18 protein-coding genes are annotated in these 13,373 nt (G+C 63.5%); 11 read left to right on the plus strand and 7 right to left on the minus strand.

From position 1 onward, the window contains the following. The 3 genes from V7N12_RS09775 to V7N12_RS09785 form a co-directional block, all read left to right on the plus strand. A partial coding sequence (locus V7N12_RS09775; protein ID WP_333714327.1) for an FtsK/SpoIIIE domain-containing protein occupies positions 1-861 on the plus strand: 861 nt, incomplete at its 5' end. 14 nt (positions 862-875) lie between these two features. Continuing rightward, on the plus strand, positions 876-1,133 hold the full coding sequence (locus V7N12_RS09780) for a hypothetical protein (RefSeq protein WP_333714328.1): 258 nt from the start codon (positions 876-878) through the stop codon (positions 1,131-1,133). 47 nt (positions 1,134-1,180) lie between these two features. Next, on the plus strand, positions 1,181-2,377 hold the full coding sequence (locus tag V7N12_RS09785) for an MFS transporter (protein WP_333714329.1): 1,197 nt from the start codon (positions 1,181-1,183) through the stop codon (positions 2,375-2,377). Between the two features lie 57 nt (positions 2,378-2,434). On the opposite strand, the gene V7N12_RS09790 is transcribed toward V7N12_RS09785, so the two are convergent. Together V7N12_RS09790 and rpsU are read right to left on the minus strand one after the other, a co-directional pair. Beyond that, positions 2,435-2,863 carry a DUF4399 domain-containing protein gene (locus V7N12_RS09790; RefSeq protein WP_333714330.1) on the minus strand — a complete coding sequence of 143 codons (429 nt, stop codon included), beginning with the start codon at positions 2,861-2,863 and terminating at the stop codon, positions 2,435-2,437. A gap of 176 nt (positions 2,864-3,039) precedes the next feature. Beyond that, on the minus strand, positions 3,040-3,246 hold the full coding sequence (gene rpsU, locus V7N12_RS09795) for a 30S ribosomal protein S21 (protein ID WP_008231221.1): 207 nt from the start codon (positions 3,244-3,246) through the stop codon (positions 3,040-3,042). Between the two features lie 101 nt (positions 3,247-3,347). Here rpsU and V7N12_RS09800 point away from each other — a divergent pair, with 101 nt between their 5' ends. Then, a complete protein-coding gene (locus V7N12_RS09800; protein WP_333714335.1) occupies positions 3,348-4,043 on the plus strand; it encodes a COQ9 family protein in 696 nt (231 codons plus the stop codon). A gap of 63 nt (positions 4,044-4,106) precedes the next feature. Beyond that, positions 4,107-5,078 carry an NAD(P)H-quinone oxidoreductase gene (locus V7N12_RS09805; protein WP_333714337.1) on the plus strand — a complete coding sequence of 324 codons (972 nt, stop codon included), beginning with the start codon at positions 4,107-4,109 and terminating at the stop codon, positions 5,076-5,078. A 53-nt stretch (positions 5,079-5,131) separates the two neighbouring features. On the opposite strand, the gene rnhA is transcribed toward V7N12_RS09805, so the two are convergent. The 5 genes from rnhA to V7N12_RS09830 all read right to left on the minus strand — a co-directional run bounded on the left by rnhA (position 5,132) and on the right by V7N12_RS09830 (position 8,249). Continuing rightward, positions 5,132-5,575 carry a ribonuclease HI gene (gene rnhA / locus V7N12_RS09810; RefSeq protein WP_333714338.1) on the minus strand — a complete coding sequence of 148 codons (444 nt, stop codon included), beginning with the start codon at positions 5,573-5,575 and terminating at the stop codon, positions 5,132-5,134. Then, a complete protein-coding gene (locus tag V7N12_RS09815) occupies positions 5,568-6,164 on the minus strand; it encodes a class I SAM-dependent DNA methyltransferase (protein WP_333714339.1) in 597 nt (198 codons plus the stop codon). The genes rnhA and V7N12_RS09815 overlap by 8 nt, the downstream gene beginning before the upstream one ends. Then, on the minus strand, positions 6,164-6,613 hold the full coding sequence (locus tag V7N12_RS09820; protein WP_333714341.1) for a DUF3429 domain-containing protein: 450 nt from the start codon (positions 6,611-6,613) through the stop codon (positions 6,164-6,166). The genes V7N12_RS09815 and V7N12_RS09820 overlap by 1 nt, the downstream gene beginning before the upstream one ends. A gap of 4 nt (positions 6,614-6,617) precedes the next feature. Then, the gene (gene ispH / locus V7N12_RS09825; protein ID WP_333714342.1) at positions 6,618-7,568 is read right to left on the minus strand and encodes a 4-hydroxy-3-methylbut-2-enyl diphosphate reductase; all 951 of its coding nucleotides are present in this window, start codon (positions 7,566-7,568) and stop codon (positions 6,618-6,620) included. Positions 7,569-7,673: 105 nt separating this feature from the next. Continuing rightward, positions 7,674-8,249, minus strand: a complete 576-nt coding sequence (locus V7N12_RS09830) for a LabA-like NYN domain-containing protein (RefSeq protein WP_333714344.1) — start codon at positions 8,247-8,249, stop codon at positions 7,674-7,676. 116 nt (positions 8,250-8,365) lie between these two features. Between V7N12_RS09830 and folK the strand changes: the two genes are divergently transcribed. From folK to V7N12_RS09860, 6 genes are all read left to right on the plus strand, one after another. After that, positions 8,366-8,932: a 2-amino-4-hydroxy-6-hydroxymethyldihydropteridine diphosphokinase gene (gene folK / locus V7N12_RS09835; protein ID WP_333714345.1), complete on the plus strand. Its 567-nt coding sequence runs from the start codon at positions 8,366-8,368 to the stop codon at positions 8,930-8,932. Positions 8,933-9,044: 112 nt separating this feature from the next. Then, positions 9,045-9,398: a DNA-directed RNA polymerase subunit omega gene (gene rpoZ / locus V7N12_RS09840; protein WP_333714346.1), complete on the plus strand. Its 354-nt coding sequence runs from the start codon at positions 9,045-9,047 to the stop codon at positions 9,396-9,398. Between the two features lie 39 nt (positions 9,399-9,437). Next, a complete protein-coding gene (locus V7N12_RS09845) occupies positions 9,438-11,591 on the plus strand; it encodes a RelA/SpoT family protein (protein ID WP_333714360.1) in 2,154 nt (717 codons plus the stop codon). 4 nt (positions 11,592-11,595) lie between these two features. Then, entirely contained in the window at positions 11,596-12,237 is a 642-nt protein-coding gene (locus tag V7N12_RS09850; RefSeq protein WP_333714347.1) for a DUF2062 domain-containing protein, read from the plus strand. Positions 12,238-12,258: 21 nt separating this feature from the next. Next, a complete protein-coding gene (locus V7N12_RS09855; protein WP_333714349.1) occupies positions 12,259-13,002 on the plus strand; it encodes a pyridoxine 5'-phosphate synthase in 744 nt (247 codons plus the stop codon). Further along, the gene (locus V7N12_RS09860) at positions 12,999-13,313 is read left to right on the plus strand and encodes a Dabb family protein (protein ID WP_333714350.1); all 315 of its coding nucleotides are present in this window, start codon (positions 12,999-13,001) and stop codon (positions 13,311-13,313) included. The genes V7N12_RS09855 and V7N12_RS09860 overlap by 4 nt, the downstream gene beginning before the upstream one ends. Positions 13,314-13,373: the final 60 nt, after the last annotated feature.

Here is a 13,373-nt window from a genome sequence, read left to right on the forward strand (position 1 = left end):
AAATGGGTCGTGGGCGAGATGGAGGAACGCTATCGCAAGATGTCCAAGATGGGTGTGCGCAATATCGACGGCTTCAACGGCCGCGTGAAGGACGCGCTGGCCAAGGGCGAGATGTTCAGCCGCACCGTGCAGACAGGTTTCGACGATGAAACCGGCGATCCGATTTTCGAAACGGAAGAATTCCAGCCCGAGGTGCTGCCCTACATCGTCGTCATCGTGGACGAGATGGCCGACCTGATGATGGTCGCGGGCAAGGAAATCGAGGCCTGCATCCAGCGTCTGGCACAGATGGCGCGGGCGTCCGGCATCCACCTGATCATGGCCACACAGCGGCCTTCGGTCGATGTGATCACCGGCACGATCAAAGCGAACTTCCCCACGCGGATTTCGTTTCAGGTGACGTCGAAGATCGACAGCCGCACGATCCTGGGTGAAATGGGGGCCGAGCAACTCTTGGGCATGGGTGACATGCTCTATATGGCGGGCGGGTCCAAGATCACCCGCGTGCATGGGCCTTTCGTGAGCGATGAAGAGGTCGAAGAGATCGTCAACCACCTCAAATCCTATGGGCCGCCCGCCTATATGTCCGGCGTGGTCGAAGGCCCCGAGGATGAAAAGGCCAGCGATATCGACATGGTGCTGGGTCTGGGCGGCAATACCGATGGCGAGGACGCGCTTTACGATCAGGCCGTGGCCATCGTGATCAAGGACCGCAAGTGTTCCACCAGCTACATCCAGCGCAAACTGGCGATCGGCTATAACAAGGCCGCGCGTCTCGTCGAGCAGATGGAAGAGGAAGGCGTCGTCAGCAGCGCCAACCACGTCGGCAAGCGCGAGATTCTGGTGCCCGAACAGCATTAGGCGTAGGGGGCGGCGTGGCGGGCTTTCTCATCCGCAAGGCCCCGGTCGCCATGCTGGCGGGGATGTTCGTTGCGGGAATGGCCTATGGCTATCTGGACATCGCGCGGGTGCCCTTCGATCTGCGCGATCCTGAAATGCCCACCTACGCCGAGGCCCACCCCGTCCGCTGGCGGGTGCTTTGGGTCACGATCAACCTTGCAGGCTTCGTCAGCGCCATGGGCTTTGTCCTGATCGTGCTAGGCCGGCTCTGGCAGTCTGCTGACAGGACCTGACAGCATATTCTCTTGCCAGCGGCACAGACCACGTGCCACAGGAGCGCATGAAGCTGCGCGGCCCTTTCCTGTTCATTCTGGCGACACTTCTGATCGACGCGATCGGGGTGGGGATCGTGTTTCCGATCATGCCCGACCTGATGGACCGCGTGGGCGCGAAAAGCACGGCCGAGGGCGCGCTTTGGGGCGGGATCATGATGTCGGCCTATGCGGCGGCGATGTTCCTGTTCGGCCCTGTGATCGGCAGCCTCTCGGACGCTTACGGGCGGCGTCCGGTGCTGATCTTCGCGCTGGTGACGCTGACCATCGACTATATCATCATGGCGCTGGCGCAGACCTATTGGGTGCTCTTGCTGGGCCGGATCCTCGCAGGCATGGCGGGGGCGACCTATATCACGGCGACCGCCTATATCGCCGACATCGCCAAGCCCGAGGACCGCAGCGCCGCCTTCGGGATGATCGGCGCGGCCTTTGGGATCGGCTTCGTGATGGGGCCGGCACTGGGCGGGCTGGCATCCGGTATCCACATCACCGCACCCTTCTGGATCGCCGCCGTGCTGTCGGGGGCGAACGTGATCTTCGGCTTTTTCATCCTGCCTGAATCGCTCAAACCCGAAAACCGGAGACCCTTCGGCAGGCGTGATCTGAACCCTTTCGGCAGCATCATCCGCGCCTTTGCGATTGTCGGGCTTGCGGTGCCACTGGTCTGCCTGTTCGTCTTCGAGTTCGCGAACATGACCTATGTGACGCTCTGGGCCTTCTGGGGGCGCGAGGTCTTCGGCTGGGACGGCTTCACCATCGGGCTGACGCTTTCGGCTTACGGTATCCTGATCGCGGCGGTGCAGGCGGGGTTGCTGCCCTCGCTGACTGCACGTCTGGGTGATTTTCCGACGCTGATGCTGGCGCTCGCGGCCTCGATCACCGCTTTCATCGGCTTCGGCTTCACCGGTGCGGTCTGGGCGGTGGTGATCTTTCTGCCGATCTCGGCGCTCTCGGACATGGCCCCGCCGCTGATGACCGCCTATGCCGCCAACCGCGTGGGCGAGGATATGCAAGGGCTGGTGCAGGGCGTCATCGCAGCACTTTCATCGGTGGCGGCGGTGGTCTCGCCCCTGTTGCTGACCGGCGTATTCGAAGCGGCGACGGATGGAGAGGGCGTCTATTTCCCGGGCGCGCCGTTCCTGCTGGCAGGGGTGATGGTGGTCGCGATCGTGCCGCTGGTCTGGCGGCTGCGGGGGCGGTGACGAAGCGGACCGATCCGCTTCGTCTAAGGTGCGCGCATCATGCGCTGCACTATCGGGTTAGTTCACAGTGATCGTAATCATCTCGCTCATCACGGGCGGGTTGTGCGGAACGTGTCCCCAGTCGCCGAGAAGCAGTTGCAATGTGTGGGTGCCTGCTGGCAGCTCTTTGGTCACTTGCGTCTGACCGCCACCGAAATGGACGATCTGGTCCGTCGCCGGCAGACCCGAATCCATGTCCAAGCTGGCCGGGTCGGTGTTGATCAGCAAATGATGGTGACCTGTATTGTCCACCTCGGTCCCGGCCGGAGCCACACCCATACCTTCCAATCCGAAAACGATGGTCACAGGGTTCGACACCGTCGCCCCGTCTGCCGGTGAAATGATGTAGGCTTTGGCGCCTTCGGGCGCTGCACTTCGGTGGCCGTCGGCGAAGGCAGTTCCCGTGATCAAAATTCCTGCTGTCGCGGCCAAGATAAACTTGTTCATTTTCTCCTCCCAGAAAAATGGGCCTTCTGCCCATGTCTGGGAATATAGCGCCCCGAAGACGTCCGGCAAAAACGCCTGCCTTCCAGCAGGGGCGGGCTTGCACCACCCCCCCAATGCAAAACCCCCACCTGATCGCTCAGACGGGGGTTCATGACTTTCACGTCGCACGGTTTGCCTTACAGCAGACCTTCACGCTGCAGCTTCTTGCGGGCCAGCTTGCGCTGACGGCGGATCGCTTCGGCTTTTTCGCGCGCTTTGCGGACCGAGGGCTTTTCGAAATGCTGCTTGAGCTTCATTTCACGAAACACGCCCTCGCGCTGAAGTTTTTTCTTCAGGGCACGCAACGCCTGATCGACGTTGTTATCACGAACACTTACCTGCATGTGGTATACACCACCTTTCTAAGTTGGATTTGCAAAAATTGCAGGAAGTGGCCAGATAGCAAAGCAAGGCTAGTTTGTCCAGTACCTGACGTGAGGAGAGAATGATGCAAGCGCCAATCGACCCGATGCTGGACCAGATGCTGGATGCCGCCCTGCCGCATGTGGCCTTCGACGGTTGGTCGCAGGCCACTTTCGATGCCGCCGTGGCGGATGCCGGCCTTGATCCGGCCCATGCCCGCGCGATCTGTCCGCGCGGCGCGGTGGACCTTGCCATCGCCTATCACAGGCGCGGCGATGCCCTGATGGTGGCGGCGCTTGGCGCGGCCGATCTGCGCGACATGCGTTTCCGCGACAAGGTCGCCCATGCGATCCGGCTGCGGTTGCAGGCGATCACCGACAAAGAGGCGGTGCGCCGTGGCACGACACTTTTCGCGCTGCCGCATATGGCGCCTGACGGGGCCAAGCTGATCTGGGGCACGGCGGATGCGATCTGGACGGCGCTGGGCGATACCTCGCTGGATGTGAACTGGTATACCAAGCGGCTGACGCTCTCGGGGGTCTATTCGGCGGTGGTGCTGTTCTGGCTGGGCGATGACAGTCTGGATGCGCAGGCCACCGATGCCTTCATCGACCGCCGCATCGACGATGTGATGCGGTTCGAAAAGCTCAAGGCCGATGCCCGGGCGAACCCGCTGACGAGGCCATTCGCCACGGCGCTGGGCCGTCTGACGGCGCATGTGAAGGCCCCCGCGCGGATGCAGGACCCCGATCTGCCCGGTGTCTGGCGCAATCCCTGAGCGGGCATTTGTCATTCGCCGCGCGATGCCGCATAGCTGGGGCAAAGCGAAAGGACAGCGGCGATGAAGGCAATCGAGATCACCACCCCCGGCGGGCCGGACGTTCTGCAACTGACCGAACGGCCCATGCCCGAACCCGCTGCCGATCAGGTCGTGATCAGGGTGGCCTACGCGGGCGTGAACCGGCCTGACGCGCTGCAGCGTGCGGGTCTTTACAATCCGCCCGCAGGGGCCAGCGACCTGCCGGGGCTGGAAGCCGCAGGCGAGGTCGTGGCGGTGGGTGCGACGGTGTCATCCCTCAAGGTCGGCGATCAGGTCTGCGCGCTCTTGCCCGGTGGCGGCTATGCGGAATATGTGGCGACCCCCGCCGCCCATTGCCTGCCGGTGCCGTTCGGTCTGAGCCTGAAACAGGCCGCCTGCCTGCCCGAGACGTTCTTCACCGTCTGGTCCAACGTCTTCATGCGCGGCGGATTGCGCGCGGCCGAGCGGTTTTTGGTCCATGGCGGCAGTTCGGGGATCGGCACAACGGCGATCCAGCTTGCGCGGGCCTTTGGCGCGCGGGTCTTTGCGACCGCGGGTTCGGATGACAAATGCGCGGCCTGCAAGGCTCTGGGGGCCGAGGCCGCCTTCAACTACCGCGAGACCGATTTTGTCGCAAAGATGCAAGAGATCGGCGGGGCGGACGTGATCCTCGATATGGTCGGCGGGCCTTATATCCAGCGCAACCTCAAGGCGCTGGCCGATGACGGGCGGCTGGTCCAGATCGCCTTTCTGCAAGGACCGAAGGCTGATCTGAACTTTGTGCAACTGATGACCCGCCGTTTGACGATCACCGGATCGACCCTGCGTCCGCAATCCGATCTGGCGAAAGCGCGGATTGCGGATGCGTTGCGCACCCATGTCTGGCCGCTTCTGTCGGCGGGCAAGGTCGCGCCGGTGATGGATCAGGAATTTCCGCTGGATCAGGCTGCGGCCGCCCATGCGCGGATGGAAAGCAGCGCGCATATCGGAAAGATCGTGCTGAAGGTCGGCTAGCGGCCACTTTCTGTGCCAGAAAGTGGGGGCAGAGTTTCGCGAAACTCTGCGTGCTAACCTTTGAACGGGGCCATGCCCGCCCGCGCCAATGCGTCGGCGCGTTCGTTTTCGGGGTGGCCGGCGTGACCCTTGACCCATTGCCACGTCACGTCATGGCGCGCGGCGGCCGCATCGAGCCGTTGCCACAACTCGATATTCTTGACCTTGCCTTTCTTCCAGCCGGTCTTTTTCCAGCCGTGTATCCACTTGGTGATCCCGTCCTTCACATAGGCGCTGTCGGTCACCACGGTCAGTTTCGTGGGGTGGTCCAACCTTTCCAGCGCCGAGATCGCGGCCATCAATTCCATCCGGTTGTTGGTGGTCTCGGGCTCGCCGCCTTGCAGGGGAAGCTCCTTCACCACGCGGTCCCCTTCGCGGGCGATCAGCAGCGCGCCCCAGCCGCCGGGGCCGGGGTTGCCGGAACAGGCGCCGTCGGTATAGGCGAAAACCTCAGCCATCCTTGCGCGCCCGCATGATCACGAAAGGGTCGATGGTGCCCGCGCAGCCCTTGCCCTCGCCCTCGCGGGTGGCGATGACCGTCAGGCCGGCACCCGTGACGAGCCCCGTCAGTTCGGGAAGGCTGACCAGCGTATAGAAGCGGTCGATACCGTCGCGCAGGTCGCCCTCGCCGGTTTTCATGCCGATATGAAAGACACCGCCCGTTTTCAGCGCGCGCGCGATTGCCGCCAGATGGCGTGGCAGGTCGGCGCGGGGGGCGTGCAGCAGGCTGAAATTGGCCCAGACCGCGTCATATGCGGCCTCGGCCTGCAGTTCGTCGAAGGTCAGCAGGCGCGCGCCGATGTCATGGGCCTCGTTCGCCAGCGTGACCATGCCGGCAGAGGCGTCCACCGGATCGGGGCGAAAGCCCGCGGCGCGCAGATGGACCGAGGCACGGGCAGGCCCGCAGCCAAGGTCTAGAACGCGGGCGCCTTCGGGCAGCAGCGCCATGAAGTCGCGCAGATCACCGTCCGGCGCGCCTGACTTGGTCAGGTTGTCATAGCGGTCGGCGGCGCTGTCATAAAAGGCGATCGTGCGGGCATCGACCATCAGATCACAAGCGGCAGATAGGACAGCACGACGATCGCGGTCAGCAGCACCCGCAGGTGCATCCACCAGCGCGGCGCAAGGCCGAGGCGCCAGAAATGCCAGTCCAGCAGCAGAAGCCCCAGAAAGCCGGTGATCAGGTTCATCGCCGCGGTCGTCGGCCCGCCGCCCACCATGAAAAAGGCCCAGAGCGCGGGGATCACCGACAGGACATAACCGGCGGTGGCAACGCGGCCCGTCGCCTGCGTCGCAAAGCCCCAAAGCACGCCGGACATGAACGACAGGATCACCGCGCCGTAGGACAATTGCACGAAAGGCCCGACGAACCGCCCGCCGAGTGCGTTCAGCGCCCATTGCTGCACGGGCGCGTTCACGACCGTCAGCGCCCCCCAGAGGAAGGGCAGCAATCCGGCAAGGCCGAGGATCAGGGCAGAGCGAGGGATCTGGGTCATCGGATCAGGCCGGTTCCCGCAGCACGCGCGGCACTTTGAATTCGACGTTTTCCTTGGCGGTCTCGACCATTTCCACGGTCACCTCATAGCGGTCACGGAAGGCGTCGATCACCTCGTTGATCAGGACTTCGGGGGCCGAGGCACCGGCGGTGATGCCCATCGAGCGGATGCCCTCCAGCGCGCGCCAGTCGATATCCGCCGCCCGCTGCACCAGTTGCGCATAGTCGCAGCCCGCGCGCGCGCCCACCTCGACCAGCCGTTTCGAGTTCGAGGAATTGGGCGCACCGACAACCAGCATCGCGTCGCATTTGGGGGCCATGGCCTTGACCGCCTCTTGCCGGTTGGTGGTGGCGTAGCAGATGTCTTCCTTATGGGGGCCGACGATGTCGGGAAACCGCGCCTGCAGTGCCGCGACGATATCGGCGGTGTCGTCAACGGACAGCGTGGTCTGCGTGACGAAAGCCAGCTTGCCCGCGTCGCGGACCTGCACCTTTGCCACATCTTCCACCGTTTCGACCAGCAAGACCTCGCCCTCGGGCAGTTGGCCCATGGTGCCGACGGTCTCGGGGTGGCCTGCGTGGCCGATCATGATCATCTGCAACCCGTTGTCGGCGTGGCGCTGGGCCTCGATATGGACCTTGCTGACCAGCGGGCAGGTGGCGTCGACATAGATCATCTCGCGCTTGGCGGCGGCGGCTGGCACCGCCTTTGGCACGCCATGGGCCGAGAAGATCACCGGACGGTCATCGGGGCAGTCGTCCAGGTCCTCGACAAAGACCGCGCCGAGATCGCGCAGGCCGTCGACGACGAATTTGTTGTGCACGATCTCGTGGCGGACATAGACGGGGGCGCCCCATTTCTGCAGCGCCATCTCGACGATCTTGATGGCGCGGTCGACACCGGCGCAGAAACCGCGCGGCGCGGCGAGATACAATGTCAGGGGTGGTTTCGGCATGGGTCACTCCGGCTTTGCACCAGAGGTAAGGGTTTGACGCGGTCAGGTCCAGTGCGTCGAACGGGCAGGGCGTCCTCCCAAACACCCTGCCCGCAGGACTGTCCGTCAGACGTCTTCGGTTTCCCGCGTCTGGGACAGGTCATCGCGCGGTTCGCGGGCGGGGCGTCCGACCACCTCGCGCAGTTCATCCAGCTCGATGAAGTTGTCGGCCTGGCGGCGCAGCTCGTCGGCGATCATCGGCGGCTGGCTGCGGATCGTCGAGACGACCGAGACGCGCACGCCCTTGCGCTGCAAGGCCTCGACCAGCGGGCGGAAGTCGCCGTCGCCGGAAAACAGCACCACATGATCCACATGCGGGGCCAGTTCCATGGCATCGACCGTCAGTTCGATGTCCATGTTCCCCTTCACCTTCCGGCGTCCCATGCTGTCGGTGTATTCCTTGGCCGGTTTGGTCACCATGCTGAAGCCGTTGTAGTGCAGCCAGTCCACCAGCGGCCGGATCGGCGAGTATTCGTCGTTTTCCAGAAGTGCCGTATAGTAGAAGGCCCGCAAGAGTTTGCCCCGGCGCATGAATTCCTGCCGCAGCAACTTGTAGTCGATGTCGAAGCCCAGCGATCTGGCCGCTGCATAGAGATTCGATCCATCGATGAAGAGCGCAAGGCGCTCATCGCGGTAAAACATCCTTCGTCCTTTCAAATGTCGTTTGCGCCAAAATTACCCGTGAGTGCCTGGGCGACGCGTAGGCGGATAGTATGTAGACAGGACGGGATCAGAGGCAACCGAAGGACGAGTCACCTATGCGCGAGATTGCTCTTATATCCTTAGGGAGTAATGACCTATCCTTTTGGGGTAGTTCGCAGGAAACGGTCGCCGCGGCACTGACCCGGCTTGCTGCGCTGGCGACAGGCAAGGTGGCCGCCAGCCGGTTCTATCGCACGCCTGCATTTCCTGCCGGATCGGGGCCGGATTTCGTGAACGCCGCCGCCGCATTCGAGACCGAACTGTCCGCGCCGGACCTGCTGGCCGCCCTGCACCGGATCGAGGCCGAGGCGGGCCGCGAAAGGGTCAGGCGCTGGGGGCAGCGCACGCTCGATCTTGATCTTGTGGCGCTGGGCCAAGGGGTGCTGCCCGATCCGCAGACCTATGCCGCGTGGCGCGACCTGCCGCTGGACGAACAGATGCAGCGGGCGCCAGAGGCGCTGATTCTTCCGCATCCGCGGATGCAGGACCGTGCCTTCGTTCTGGTGCCGCTGGCCGAGATCGCGCCCGATTGGGTGCACCCCGTTTCCGGCGTGCGCCTGTGCGCGCTTTGCGACGCGCTGCCAGCGGCGGACAAGGCCGGTGTCGTCCCGCTCGCCCATTGAAAAACCGCCTGATTTTGTGGCATTTCCGCAGCCGCGCCCCCTTGCCATTCAGGACGGAACCCCGTAAGGAAGCGGCTTCCGAAGTCCCCTTTTCCCTGACTGGAGCGAAGATATGGCCCGCGTCACCGTCGAAGATTGCGTCGATAAAGTTCCGAACCGGTTCGAGCTTGTGATGCTTGCGGCCCACCGTGCCCGCGAAATCTCGTCCGGTGCGCCGATCACCGTATCGCGCGACAACGACAAGAACCCCGTCGTGTCGCTGCGCGAAATCGCCGAGGAAACCCAACTGGCCGACGACCTGCGCGAGCGTATGATCGAAGCCAACCAGACCCAGATCGAGGTGGACGAACCGGAAGAAGACAGCATGTCCCTGCTGATGGGCGCCGAACATGACAAGCCCGCCGAGGATGACCTGTCGGAAGAAAAATTGCTGCGCGCCCTGATGGAGGCGCAGGGTCAGCGCTAAGCGCGGACCCATCGCGGGCAAATGCCGGTGTTGGACCAGATAACCTCAGTCGATGAGCTGATCGCGCGGGTCCGCACCTATAACCCGAAGACAAACCAGACACTGCTGCACGAGGCTTTCGCCTTTGGCAAAGCCATGCACGAGGGGCAGTTCCGCCACTCCGGCGAGCCCTATTTTTCGCATCCTGTCGCCGTGGCCATGATTCTGGCCGAACAGCAGATGGACGATGCGACGCTGGTCACCGCGCTGCTGCATGACACCATCGAAGACACCAAGGCCTCTTTCGCCGAGGTCGAGAAGCGCTTTGGCCGCGAAATCGCCGAACTGGTCGATGGCGTCACCAAGCTGACCAACCTGCAACTGACCTCGACCCAGTCGAAACAGGCCGAAAACTTCCGCAAGCTCTTCATGGCGACCAGCCGCGACTTGCGCGTGACGCTGGTGAAGCTGGCCGACCGTCTGCACAACATGCGCACGATCAAGTCGATGCGCCCCGAAAAGCAGGTCCAGAAGGCGCGCGAGACGATGGATATCTTCGCCCCGCTGGCAGGCCGGATGGGGATGCAATGGATGCGCGAAGAGCTTGAAGACCTGTCCTTCAAGGTGCTGAACGCCGACGGGCGCAACTCGATCATCCGGCGCTTCATCACCTTGCAGCGCGAAAGCGGGGACGTGCTGCAAAAGATCACCACCGACATGCGGGTGGAACTGGACAAGGCCGATATTCAGGCCGAGGTCGGCGGACGCGCAAAGAAACCCTATTCGATCTGGCGCAAGATGCAGGAGAAGGATCAGGGCTTCAGCCGCCTGTCCGACATCTACGGCTTTCGCGTGATCGTCGCGACCGAGGCGGATTGCTACCGCGCGCTGGGCGCGATCCACCAGCGCTGGCGCGCGGTGCCGGGGCGGTTCAAGGATTACATCAGCCAGCCCAAGTCGAACGGCTATCGGTCGATCCACACCACGGTCTCGGGCCGTGACGGCAAACAGGTCGAGGTGCAGATCCGCACCCGCGAGATGCACGAGGTCGCCGAGACCGGCGTCGCCGCGCATTGGTCCTACAAGAACGGCGAACGTGTCGAGAACCGCTTTGCCGTCGATCCGGTGCAATGGATTTCCGCCCTGACGGAACGTCTGGACGAGGATCAGGACCACGATGAGTTCCTCGAAGCGGTGAAGCTCGAGATGTATCAGGATCAGGTCTTCTGCTTCACGCCGAAGGGCGACGTGATCAAGCTGCCGCGCGGCGCGACCCCGATCGACTTTGCCTATGCCATCCACACGCGGATCGGCGCGGCCTGTGTCGGCGCCAAGGTGGACGGGCTGCGCGTGCCGTTGTGGACGCGGCTGAAGAACGGCCAGTCGGTCGAGATCATCACCGCCGAAGGCCAGACCCCGCAGGCCACATGGATTGACATCGCCGTCACCGGCCGCGCCAAGACCGCGATCCGGCGATCCCTGCGCGAAGAGGACCGCGAACGCTTCGTCAAGCTGGGGCGCGAACTGGCCCGTGTCGCCTTCGAGAATGTCGGCAAACGCGCCTCTGACAAGGCGCTGCGCACTGCCGCCAAGGCGCTGGCGATCAACGATGTCGAAGACCTGCTGGCCCGTCTGGGCAGCGCCGAGATCACCGGCCGCGAGGTCGTCGGGGCGATCTATCCGGAACTGGAAATGAAGCGCGGCGATGAAATCGATCAGGCGCGCGCGGTCATCGGTCTGGGCGTCGACCAGCAATACCAGCGCGGCACCTGCTGCCAGCCGGTGCCGGGCGAGCGGATTCTGGGGATCACCTTTCGCGGTCACGGGGTGGTGGTGCATGCGATCGATTGCGCGGCCCTTGCCGACTACGAAGAGCAGCCCGAGCGCTGGATGGACCTGCACTGGAAGGACGGTGTGCACAAGCCGGTCTATACGGTGACCTTCGACGTCACGATTGCCAATGATGCCGGTGTCTTGGGACGAATTTGCACATTGATCGGGGAACAGAACGCCAATATCTCTGACCTGCGATTCATAGACCGGAAACCGGATTACTTCAGGTTGTTGATCGATATCGATTTGCGTGATGCCGAACATATGCACCGCGTGGTGACGGCCCTGGAGGCAGAAAGCAACGTGTCGTCGATTTCGCGGCACAGGGACCCTTCGCTGATGGGCGCGGGTGCGGCGGGGGGCCCCCGCAGAGAGGGATAGCGCCTTGGTTTTCAAACGCAGGGATAGACGGGCGGTCGGGCGGATCGTGCTGGACTTCTTTTATCCCCGTGGCGGTTGGGCCCGCGCGTTCGAATACGTCAAGCATCGCCTGCGCCGCCTGCCCGATACACCGCAAAAGATCAGCCGTGGCATCTGGGCGGGTGTTTTCGTCTCGTTCACGCCGCTGTTCGGGCTGCATTTCTTTGTCGCCTGGCTTATCGCGCGGCTTGTGCGCGGGAACATCCTTGCCGCACTCATGGCCACTTTCTTCGGCAATCCGCTGACCTTTCCACCCATTGGCTATGTCTCGATCACGCTGGGGGCGTGGATGCTGGGTCTTCCACAGGGCACGCCCCACCAGCTTGGGCAGAAGTTCCGCGATGCAGGCCAGGACCTGTGGTACAATTTCCTTGCGATCTTCACCCCCGAGTCCATCGACTGGGCCGGGATGAAGGTCTTTTACAACGATCTGTTCTTTCCCTATCTGGTTGGCGGTATCCTTCCCGGTGTCCTTACGGCGACGGCGATCTATTATCTGTCCGTGCCGGTCATTGCGGCCTATCAGAAGCGCCGCAAGAAGCTGCTGCGCGCCAAGCTTGACCAGTTGAACAAAAAGACGTCACCTGCGCGGCGCGCCGGTGAATAGCGCCATGTGAAGGATGTCGAGATGCCACAGAAACTGCGCCTAGGTGTAAACATCGACCACGTCGCGACCGTGCGGAATGCGCGTGGCGGGGCCGTGCCCGATCCAGTGCGCGCCGCGATCATGGCCGAAGCGGCAGGCGCCGACGGCATCACCGCGCACCTGCGCGAGGACCGCCGCCATATCTCGGACGCGGATATCGAGAACCTGATGGCGGCGCTGACCGCACCGCTGAATTTCGAGATGGCGGCCACGGCGGAAATGCAAGGCATCGCCCTGCGCCACAAACCCCATGCGGTCTGCATCGTGCCCGAAAAGCGCGAGGAACGCACGACCGAGGGCGGGCTGGAGGTCGCGCGCGAGGAAAACGCCCTGGCCCATTACATCGCTCCCCTGCGCGAGGCGGGCTGCCGCGTGTCGATCTTCATCGCCGCCGACCGCCGCCAGATCGAGGCCGCGCAACGGATCGGCGCGCAGGTGATCGAATTGCACACCGGCGCCTATTGCGACGCCCATGCCGAGGGCCGTTTCGACGCCCGCGACGCGGAACTCGCCAAGCTGACCGATATGGCTGCTTTTGCCGCCGATCTGGGGCTGGAGGTGCACGCGGGCCATGGCCTGACCTACGATTGCGTCGGCCCCATCGCCGCGCTGCCGCAGGTGGTCGAATTGAACATCGGCCATTTCCTGATCGGCGAGGCGATCTTTCGCGGTCTGACCCCCGCGATTGCCGAGATGCGCCGGATCATGGACGAGGCGCGCGGATGATCCGCCATATCGTCATGCTTGATCTGGCTGCGGGCCATGATGCTGACGCATTGGCGCAGGTGATGGCGGGGCTGGATGCGCTGCGCGACCAGATCGCGGGGTTTCTTGGCTTTGCCCATGGCCCGAACCGCGATTTCGAAGGCAAGTCGCCCGACTGCGCCTATGGGTTTACCTGTGACTTCGACGGTCCCGCGACTGCGCGGGCCTATCTGGATGATCCCGACCACCGCGCCCTTGGGGCCCGCCTTGTGGCGTTGTGCAACTCTGGCGCGGCGGGGATCACCGTTGTCGATCTTCAGGTCGCGGCATGATCCTCGGCATCGGCACGGACCTTGCGAATATCGAGCGCATCCAAGGCACACTGGACCGCT

Source organism: Yoonia sp., from assembly GCF_036770585.1.
Classification (GTDB): domain Bacteria; phylum Pseudomonadota; class Alphaproteobacteria; order Rhodobacterales; family Rhodobacteraceae; genus Yoonia.

What these genes read in the sequence shown, in the direction of transcription:
- V7N12_RS09790 (WP_333714330.1), bottom strand. Translation starts at nt 2,863, where the DNA reads ATGAACAAGTTTATCTTGGCCGCGACAGCAGGAATTTTGATCACGGGA.
- folK (WP_333714345.1), top strand. Translation starts at nt 8,366, where the DNA reads ATGCGCGAGATTGCTCTTATATCCTTAGGGAGTAATGACCTATCCTTT.
- rnhA (WP_333714338.1), bottom strand. Translation starts at nt 5,575, where the DNA reads ATGGCTGAGGTTTTCGCCTATACCGACGGCGCCTGTTCCGGCAACCCC.
- V7N12_RS09855 (WP_333714349.1), top strand. Translation starts at nt 12,259, where the DNA reads ATGCCACAGAAACTGCGCCTAGGTGTAAACATCGACCACGTCGCGACC.
- rpoZ (WP_333714346.1), top strand. Translation starts at nt 9,045, where the DNA reads ATGGCCCGCGTCACCGTCGAAGATTGCGTCGATAAAGTTCCGAACCGG.
- V7N12_RS09805 (WP_333714337.1), top strand. Translation starts at nt 4,107, where the DNA reads ATGAAGGCAATCGAGATCACCACCCCCGGCGGGCCGGACGTTCTGCAA.
- rpsU (WP_008231221.1), bottom strand. Translation starts at nt 3,246, where the DNA reads ATGCAGGTAAGTGTTCGTGATAACAACGTCGATCAGGCGTTGCGTGCC.
- V7N12_RS09800 (WP_333714335.1), top strand. Translation starts at nt 3,348, where the DNA reads ATGATGCAAGCGCCAATCGACCCGATGCTGGACCAGATGCTGGATGCC.
- V7N12_RS09830 (WP_333714344.1), bottom strand. Translation starts at nt 8,249, where the DNA reads ATGTTTTACCGCGATGAGCGCCTTGCGCTCTTCATCGATGGATCGAAT.
- ispH (WP_333714342.1), bottom strand. Translation starts at nt 7,568, where the DNA reads ATGCCGAAACCACCCCTGACATTGTATCTCGCCGCGCCGCGCGGTTTC.
- V7N12_RS09785 (WP_333714329.1), top strand. Translation starts at nt 1,181, where the DNA reads ATGAAGCTGCGCGGCCCTTTCCTGTTCATTCTGGCGACACTTCTGATC.
- V7N12_RS09820 (WP_333714341.1), bottom strand. Translation starts at nt 6,613, where the DNA reads ATGACCCAGATCCCTCGCTCTGCCCTGATCCTCGGCCTTGCCGGATTG.
- V7N12_RS09860 (WP_333714350.1), top strand. Translation starts at nt 12,999, where the DNA reads ATGATCCGCCATATCGTCATGCTTGATCTGGCTGCGGGCCATGATGCT.
- V7N12_RS09815 (WP_333714339.1), bottom strand. Translation starts at nt 6,164, where the DNA reads ATGGTCGATGCCCGCACGATCGCCTTTTATGACAGCGCCGCCGACCGC.